The sequence below is a fragment of the Nitrospira sp. genome (genome assembly GCA_005116745.1).
GTDB lineage: Bacteria > Nitrospirota > Nitrospiria > Nitrospirales > Nitrospiraceae > Nitrospira_D.
In genome coordinates, this window is sequence record SWDS01000025.1 from 1 (window position 1) to 857 (window position 857).

Annotated in this window: 1 pseudogene; it reads right to left on the reverse strand. The window is 49.7% G+C overall.

The features are described from left to right. A pseudogene (locus tag E8D52_18645) lies at positions 1–857 on the reverse strand (type I restriction-modification system subunit M).

Sequence of the window (857 nt, forward strand, 5' to 3'; positions counted from 1 at the left end):
AAAACAGGTTCGCGGGCAGGCCAATAACGGTGTCGATATGGCCGTCTTTTAACAGCTTGGTGCGGATACGTTCTTCCACACTGCCACGGAACAAAACCCCGTGCGGCAGAATAATGGCCATTGTGCCTTGGTCACTTAAAAAGTGAAAGCCGTGCAGCAGGAAAGCAAAGTCCGCAGCGGATTTGGGGGCAAGGCCATAGCTTTTAAAACGGAAGTCTTCGCCTAATGCTTCAGTCGGCTCCCAGCGATAGCTGAAGGGCGGGTTGGCGACCACTGCATCGCACTCCAGCTTTTTGGCGGGATTCATTTCATTCAGGATGTCCCAATCGTTCAGCAAGGAATCGCCGTGGTGAATTTCGAATTCGGAATCTTTCACCCCGTGCAGCAGCATGTTCATCCGCGCCAGGTTGTAGGTGGTGATGTTTTTTTCCTGCCCGTAGATTTTGCCGATACCGTGGTGGCCGATGTGTTTGCGTACGTTGAGCAATAACGAACCGGAGCCACAGGCAAAATCCAGCACCTTATCCAGCTTTTTCTTTTTGCCGGTGGCCGGTTTCTGGCTATCGAGGGTAACGATTTCGGAAAGAATCGTGGAAATCTGTTGCGGCGTATAAAATTCACCGGCTTTTTTGCCAGAGCCTGCGGCAAACTGGCCGATCAGGTATTCATAGGCATCGCCCAGAATATCGCTGTTGGTCGAAAACTGGGCAATACCTTCGGGGCAATTTTGCTAATAATTTTGCACAGTTTGGCATTCCGTTCCGTGTAATTTTTGCCGAGCTTTTCGGAATTAAGGTTAATCTCCGAGAACAAGCCTTGAAAGGTGCTGTCAAAGCTTTGGTTTTCGATGTACTTAA